The sequence below is a fragment of the Guyparkeria sp. SB14A genome (assembly GCF_005096345.1).
Taxonomy (GTDB): domain Bacteria; phylum Pseudomonadota; class Gammaproteobacteria; order Halothiobacillales; family Halothiobacillaceae; genus Guyparkeria; species Guyparkeria hydrothermalis.
In genome coordinates this window covers 64838-71370 of record NZ_SWAW01000010.1, presented here as the reverse complement: position 1 = coordinate 71370, position 6533 = coordinate 64838, and the positions used below count along the sequence as shown (strand labels likewise).

Genomic DNA, 6533 nt, shown 5'->3' with positions numbered 1-6533 from the left:
TGTCGTTCTTCTGACCCTTGGTATAGGGCCGGACGAACTGGGCAGGGAGCAACACGGCATCGTGTCCCATGGCATCGGCCTTGCGGGCGATGTCATGCGAGCCGGCGCAGGACTCCATGGCGACCCGGCACGGTGCCAGGTTGGAAAGGAAACGGATCAGTGCCGTGCGGGTAAGCTTCTTGCGATGGACCGGCTTGCCGGACGCATCCAAACCCACGACATGCATTGAGGTCTTGCCAAGATCGATGCCGAGCGTTGCAATGGACATAGGTCTGTTCCTCCTCTGTTGCTGAATGGGTTTGTTCCTCCAAACAGCGTAATAGGGTGGGAGCAGGCCATTCCATTAAAAAAGGCCGACGCCCTCCAGGGGACGTCGGCCTTTTGCCTCCAGTGGCGAGGCGCCAGCCCCGCGCGTCAGGGCCGATCCAGCACCCGGCGGCATTCGAGGGGAAAGACCCTCTACTTGCCCGCGTAAAAGTGGGCCCGGAAGTCCTCGCGGAAACTGGCGTGGCAATCGAGGCAGGTGGCCTGCAGATCGGCAAAGGCCCGGATTACCTCGCGACCGTCCTCCATCGCCGCCACGTCGGCGAGATCGGCGGCCGCCTGGTGCGCCGCGTGATCGTAGTCCTGGAATTCGGCTCGACGGTCGCCGGCAAAGGCCATGATGCGTTGCCGCTCCTCGGCCGGTGGGCGCGGGTGATCGGCGATCGCCCGGGCCTCCTTGGCCACCCACCGCCAATCCTCGTGGTTGATTGCCTTCACGATCCGTTCGGTGTGCTCGCCCAGTGCCTCCATGGTCTCGTGGAACTCGTGCACGCCCGCGTGATCGTGCTCGTCCTCGCTTGCCTGCGCCTGGCCAACGGCCAGGTTCATGGCCGGCAGGAGCAACACGGCCAACAGGCCCACCATGGACCGTTCGAGAAATCCTTTCATGGGGTCACCTCCATGGGTTGGGGAAACTCTGCGCGATTCGATGGCATCTCTGGCTCGCGGGTTTGTTCGCAATCAAGGCGCCGAACCGAAGACGGGCTTATTGCCCGTCGAGGGGCGGCAACGCCGAGTGCGGGCAAACCCGCGAGCCCCTTCCGGGCGGGCCTCCAAGGGCCCATCTGCGGCGTTGCAGCCCTTGTAAAGGGCGACGGCCCTTCACGGTGGACTGCGCCTTGCATCTGGGCCGTTGGAGGTCCCGCAGAGACGTCATCGAATCGCGCAGAGTTTCCCTAGCATTCAATGCGACACACCCGATTTTATGCCAAGCCGATGCGTCCCGCCCTGGGTGATTTGACGCGAAGCGCTGTGTGTTATGTGCAGCCAGGCGCTGTCGGGCTGCGTACCGGGCCGGATTGCGGTACCATCCGCGTTTTTGCGCCAGGAATACCATGTCCCAATCGACCTTCGAATACGATGACCTGATTCGCTGCGCCAAGGGCGAGATGTTCGGCCCCGGCAACGCGCAGCTGCCGCTGCCGCCGATGCTGATGTTCGATCGCATCAACCTGATCACCGACGAAGGCGGCGAGTACGGCAAGGGCGAGATGCAGGCCGAGCTCACGATCCACCCGGACCTGTGGTTCTTCGGCTGCCATTTCGAAGGCGATCCGGTCATGCCCGGCTGTCTGGGCCTCGATGCCATGTGGCAGCTGGTTGGCTTCTTCCTCGGCTGGAGTGGCGGCAAGGGTCATGGCCGTGCGCTGGGCGTGGGTGATGTAAAATTCTCCGGACAGGTCTTGCCGAAAAACAAGAAGGTTGAATATCGTGTGCAGATGAAGCGCGTGATCATGCGCAAGCTCACGATGGGCATCGCCGATGCGCAGATGCTCTGCGACGGCGTCGTCATCTACGAGGCCAAGGATCTTCGGGTAGGACTGTTCACCAGCACAGAAGCACTTTCGGAGTAACTACTCAATGCGCCGAGTCGTCATCACCGGCATGGGCATCGTGTCCAGCCTGGGTAACAACTGCCAAGAGGTGCTCGCCTCGCTCAAGGAAGGTCGTTCGGGTATCGAACGCAACCCCGAGCAGGTCGAGCACGGCTTTCGCTCGCACGTTGCCGGCACCCTCAAGATCGATCCGTCCGAGCACATCGACCGCAAACTGCTGCGCTTCATGGGCTCGGCGGCCGCCTACAACTACTTGGCGATGAAAGAGGCGATCGAGCAGGCCGGCCTGACCGAGGAGCAGGTCTCCAACCCGCGCGCCGGCCTGATCACCGGGTCGGGCGGTTCCTCCTGCGAGAACATCGTCGCCACCGCCGACATCGCCCGCGAGCGCGGCATCAAGCGCGTCGGCCCGTACATGGTCACCCGCACCATGGGCTCGACGACCTCGGCCTGTCTCGCCACGCCGTTCAAGATCAAGGGCATCAACTACTCGATCAGTTCGGCCTGCTCCACCTCCGCGCACTGCATCGGTGCCGGCGTCGAGCAGATCCAGTTCGGCAAGCAAGACGTGATCTTCGCCGGCGGCGGCGAGGAGCTGCACTGGTCGCTGTCGGCCATGTTCGATGCGATGGGCGCCCTGTCCTCGAACTTCAACGACACGCCCGACAAGGCCTCTCGCCCCTACGACGTCGACCGTGACGGCTTCGTCATCGCCGGCGGTGGCGGCATGGTGGTGCTCGAGTCGCTCGAGCACGCCCAGGCCCGCGGCGCGACCATCCTCGCCGAGGTCACGGGCTACGGCGCGACCTCCGACGGTTACGACATGGTCCAGCCCTCCGGCGAAGGCGCGGTGCGCTGCATGCAGCAGGCCCTGTCGACGGTCGAGGCGCCGATTGACTACGTCAACGCCCACGGCACCTCCACCAAGGTCGGCGACCTGCGCGAGCTGCAGGCGATGACCGAGGTCTTCGGCGATCACCAACCGATCGTGACCTCGACCAAGTCGCTCTCCGGCCACGCGCTGGGTGCCGCCGGCGTGCACGAGGCGATCTACTCGCTGCTGATGATGCAGAACAACTTCATCGCCGCGTCCGCCAACGTCGAGACCCTCGAACCCGAGGCGGAGAACGCCAACATCGCCACCGAGAAGCTCGAGGGCCAACAGATCAACACGGTCCTCTCCAACAGCTTCGGCTTCGGCGGCACCAACGCCTCGTTGGTGATGCAGCGCTTCGAGGGCTGATCCACGCCCAGCCGTGGACGGCCCCGGCTTGCACGGAGGTCCATGCAGCCAGCCATCCCCGACAACGAAGACGAACGGCTCGAGGCCCTGCGGGGCCTCGATATCCTTGATACCCCGCCCGACGCGTCGTTCGACGACCTCACCCGCATTGCCCGGTACGTCGCGGGTACACCGCTGGCATTGATCGGCCTGATCGACGCGGACCGCGAGTGGTTCAAGTCGGTCGATGGCGCCAGCCTCAAGGAGGCCGAACGGGGCCAGACCTTCTGCGCCCACGCCATCCTCACGCCCGACCGGGCGACCTACGTCCCGGATGCCCGCAAGGATCCCCGCTTCGCCGACAACCCCAATGTCGCCGCCGACCCACCCACCATCTTCTACTACGGCGCCCCGCTGCTCACATCAGAGGGACTGCCGCTCGGCTCGCTCTGCGTGGTCGACCACCGGCCGCGCACGCTGGATGCCGAGCAGCGATCCGCCCTGGACGCCCTCGCCCGTCAGGCCATGCGTCTGATCGAGCTCAATCAGCGCGAAGGGCAACTGCGTCGCGAAGAAGAGGAGCGCGAGGTGATCCTGGCCCACCTCGAGCACCGCAACCAGGAGCTCGAGGCCCTGGCGGGTGAGCTGCGCGTGCGGGCCGATACCGACAAGCTCTCGCGCCTGGGCAATCGCGCCGCCTTCGACGCCCGGCTGGAAGAGGACCTGGTCCTCACCCGCGAGCACGAGAGCCCGCTGTCGCTGGTGCTGCTGGACCTCGATCGCTTCAAGCCCTGCAACGACCGTTTCGGCCACCAGGTGGGCGACCGGGTCATCCGCACCTTCGCCGACATCCTGCGCTCGATCTCGCGGCCAACCGACTTCATCGCCCGTTACGGTGGCGACGAGTTCGCGATCATCCTGCCGCTGGCCGACCGGCGCGCGGCGGCCGATGTGGCACGGCGCATCCTCGAGGCCGTGGAGGGCGCCGACTTCTCCCCCTGCGACACACGCACCAGCATTGGCGTGGCCAGCCTCGAACCACCGCGCCGGGACGACAGCGGCGACGACCTGCTACGCCAGGCCGACGAGGCCCTGTACGCGGCCAAGGCGGCCGGTCGCGGCTGCATCGCGGTAAGCGGTGGAGAGGCAGCGGCCACCCGCGTGGTGGAGCGCACCGGCAAGGCAGGCTGAGCGCCCGCCAGGCGGCGTCGAAGACGCTGGGTCAGGCCACCCCCTTCAGGCCATCAAGCTCAGGCCATCAGGGCGCTGTCGATCAACTGGCGGGTGTAGTCATGCTCGGGGGCATCGAGCAGTTGCTCGGTCGGTCCCGACTCGATCACCGCGCCGTCCAGCATCACCACCACCCGGTGTGCCAGCGCGCGCACCACGGCGAGATCGTGGGTGATCAACAGGTAGGTGAGCTCGTGCTCGGCCTGCAGGTCGCGCAATAGCCGCAACACCTGCAACTGCACGGCCGCGTCCAGGGCGCTGGTGGGCTCGTCGAGGATCAGCACCTTGGGCTTGAGGATCAGGGCGCGCGCGATGGCGATACGCTGGCGCTGCCCCCCGGAGAACTCGTGCGGGTAGCGCGACATCACCGCCGGGTCGAGGCCCACCTCGTCGAGCACGCGCTCGATGCGGCGATGGCGCTCGGCGCGCGTCAGGCCCGCCTCGTGGACGTCCAGCCCCTCGCCGACGATCTGGGCAATGTTCATGCGCGGCGACAACGCCCCGTAAGGGTCCTGGAACACCACCTGCAGGTCCCGTCGGAACGGACGGAATGCACGCTCCCGCATCCCGTCGACGCGCCGACCGGCCAGCCAGACGGCGCCATCAGCCCCGTCCATCAGCCGCAGCAGCGACAAGGCCAGCGTGGTCTTCCCCGAGCCCGACTCGCCGACCACGCCCAGGGTCTGCCCAGCGTGCAGGGCAAGATCGATGCCCTTGAGGATCTCGCTGCGCGTATCGGGCCCGAACCAGCGCCGCTTGCCGACCGTCACCCCCAGGCCTTCGCAACGCAGCCGTTCGGCGGCATCCGGACGGATCGGGCCGATCATCGGCGCGACCTGGCGGGCCTCGAGCAGTGTCTGGGTGTAGTTGTCCTTGGGGCGGGCGAAGATCGCGTCGGTGGGGCCGGCCTCGACGATCGCCCCGTCGCGCATCACCATCACGCGGTCGGCGTAACGGCGCACCACCGGGAGGTCGTGGGTAATCAGCAAGAGACTCATGCCCAGACGCTGCTGCAACTCCACCAGGAGATCCATGATGGTCTTGCGCAGCCCGGCATCCAGCGCCGTCGTGGGCTCGTCGGCAATGACCAGGCTCGGGTTGCAGGCAATCGCCATCGCGATCATGGCCCGCTGACGCTGCCCGCCGGAAAGCTGGTGTGGCATGGCCCGCATGACGCGCTCGGGCTCCGGCAGGCGGACCTGCTCGAGCAGTTCGCCGACTCGCCGGCGCAAGGCCTCGCCGCGCAGGCCCAGGTGGCGGACCAGCACCTCCGCGATCTGCGCACCAATCGTCTTGAGCGGGTTGAGCGCGGTCATCGGCTCCTGAAAGATCATGCCGACGCGACCGCCGCGCAGCCCACGGACCTGCGGCATGCTCATGCCGAGCACGTCCTCGTCCTCGAACCGGATCACGCCACTGGTGCTGGCATCGGCGGCCTCAAACAATCGCAGTATCGACAGGGCCGTGACCGTCTTGCCCGAGCCGGACTCGCCCACCAATGCCAGGCGCTCGCCGCGGTCCAGGTGCAGCGAGACCCCCCTGACGATCGGCGTCTGCCCCACCCGCACGTCGAGGTCGCGGATCTCGAGCAAGGCCGACTCGTTGGCTCGCCGCGAGGACGTCTCGCGCGCCGGGCGCTCGGGGTCGGTGTGGGCGGGCGATTCGTTGGCGATCGGTGCGGCCGGCATGCACTCTCCGTGGTTGGACTTCGGGTCGCGTGACGCCATGACACCCGGTCGATGGCGCGCAGCGGCAACAATAATCCATCTCGGCGCCTGACGGCGAGTCGGCCGCTCGGCTATCACGCGAACGCCCTATCAACTGGGCACAACTAGCGCGGACACGTCACACAAAACAACACCCTCGCCCATCGATCCAGACGAGGGTGTTGCCGCAAGCGGGCAATCCGCCAATGAGCGATTCGGGGCCTCCGTTCCAGCGGCGAGCCCCATGGCGGGATCAGTTGCGTCCGCCACCGCCTCCCATGCCGGAGCCGCGTCGGTACTCGTCCTGCTCCATCATGCGCTCGTGGCGCTGCTCCTGGTGCTCTTCCCGGTAACGCTCTTCCATGCCATCGCCCGGCCCGTCGCCCCGGCCGGTGGCCTGACCGTCGCGCGCCGGCATGCCCTCGTCGCGCATCATCCCGCCACGCTCGACGCCATTTGCCGGCCCCATACCCGATCCCATTCCCGGTCCCATGC

The 6533-nt window shown here is 66.8% G+C and carries 6 protein-coding genes and 1 pseudogene; 3 read left to right on the top strand and 4 right to left on the bottom strand.

The features are described from left to right. Window positions 1–268: pseudogene (locus FAZ79_RS05900) on the bottom strand (IS110 family transposase); the annotation flags it as partial. A gap of 191 nt (window positions 269–459) precedes the next feature. Further along, window positions 460–933 (bottom strand): cytochrome c, encoded by a 474-nt coding sequence (locus FAZ79_RS05895; protein ID WP_136867048.1) that lies wholly within the window; start codon window positions 931–933, stop codon window positions 460–462. A 446-nt stretch (window positions 934–1379) separates the two neighbouring features. On the opposite strand from FAZ79_RS05895, the gene fabA reads away from it, so the two are divergent. The 3 genes from fabA to FAZ79_RS05880 are packed head-to-tail and all read left to right on the top strand — an operon-like array spanning window position 1380 to window position 4293. After that, the gene (gene fabA, locus FAZ79_RS05890) at window positions 1380–1898 is read left to right on the top strand and encodes a bifunctional 3-hydroxydecanoyl-ACP dehydratase/trans-2-decenoyl-ACP isomerase (RefSeq protein ID WP_136867047.1); all 519 of its coding nucleotides are present in this window, start codon (window positions 1380–1382) and stop codon (window positions 1896–1898) included. Window positions 1899–1905: 7 nt separating this feature from the next. Further along, the gene (fabB, locus tag FAZ79_RS05885) at window positions 1906–3123 is read left to right on the top strand and encodes a beta-ketoacyl-ACP synthase I (RefSeq protein WP_136867046.1); all 1218 of its coding nucleotides are present in this window, start codon (window positions 1906–1908) and stop codon (window positions 3121–3123) included. Window positions 3124–3165: 42 nt separating this feature from the next. After that, complete coding sequence (locus FAZ79_RS05880; RefSeq protein ID WP_136867045.1) at window positions 3166–4293, top strand: sensor domain-containing diguanylate cyclase; 1128 nt, start codon at window positions 3166–3168, stop codon at window positions 4291–4293. 59 nt (window positions 4294–4352) lie between these two features. Here the strand turns inward: FAZ79_RS05880 and FAZ79_RS05875 are convergent, their stop codons facing one another. Both FAZ79_RS05875 and FAZ79_RS11565 read right to left on the bottom strand, forming a co-directional pair. After that, window positions 4353–6020, bottom strand: coding sequence for a dipeptide ABC transporter ATP-binding protein (locus FAZ79_RS05875; protein WP_136867044.1), 1668 nt, complete (start codon window positions 6018–6020; stop codon window positions 4353–4355). 271 nt (window positions 6021–6291) lie between these two features. After that, window positions 6292–6507 carry a hypothetical protein gene (locus FAZ79_RS11565; protein WP_211238803.1) on the bottom strand — a complete coding sequence of 72 codons (216 nt, stop codon included), beginning with the start codon at window positions 6505–6507 and terminating at the stop codon, window positions 6292–6294. Window positions 6508–6533 lie beyond the last annotated feature (26 nt).

What these genes read in the sequence shown, in the direction of transcription:
- fabA (WP_136867047.1), top strand. Translation starts at nt 1,380, where the DNA reads ATGTCCCAATCGACCTTCGAATACGATGACCTGATTCGCTGCGCCAAG.
- FAZ79_RS05880 (WP_136867045.1), top strand. Translation starts at nt 3,166, where the DNA reads ATGCAGCCAGCCATCCCCGACAACGAAGACGAACGGCTCGAGGCCCTG.
- fabB (WP_136867046.1), top strand. Translation starts at nt 1,906, where the DNA reads ATGCGCCGAGTCGTCATCACCGGCATGGGCATCGTGTCCAGCCTGGGT.
- FAZ79_RS05895 (WP_136867048.1), bottom strand. Translation starts at nt 933, where the DNA reads ATGAAAGGATTTCTCGAACGGTCCATGGTGGGCCTGTTGGCCGTGTTG.
- FAZ79_RS11565 (WP_211238803.1), bottom strand. Translation starts at nt 6,507, where the DNA reads ATGGGGCCGGCAAATGGCGTCGAGCGTGGCGGGATGATGCGCGACGAG.
- FAZ79_RS05875 (WP_136867044.1), bottom strand. Translation starts at nt 6,020, where the DNA reads ATGCCGGCCGCACCGATCGCCAACGAATCGCCCGCCCACACCGACCCC.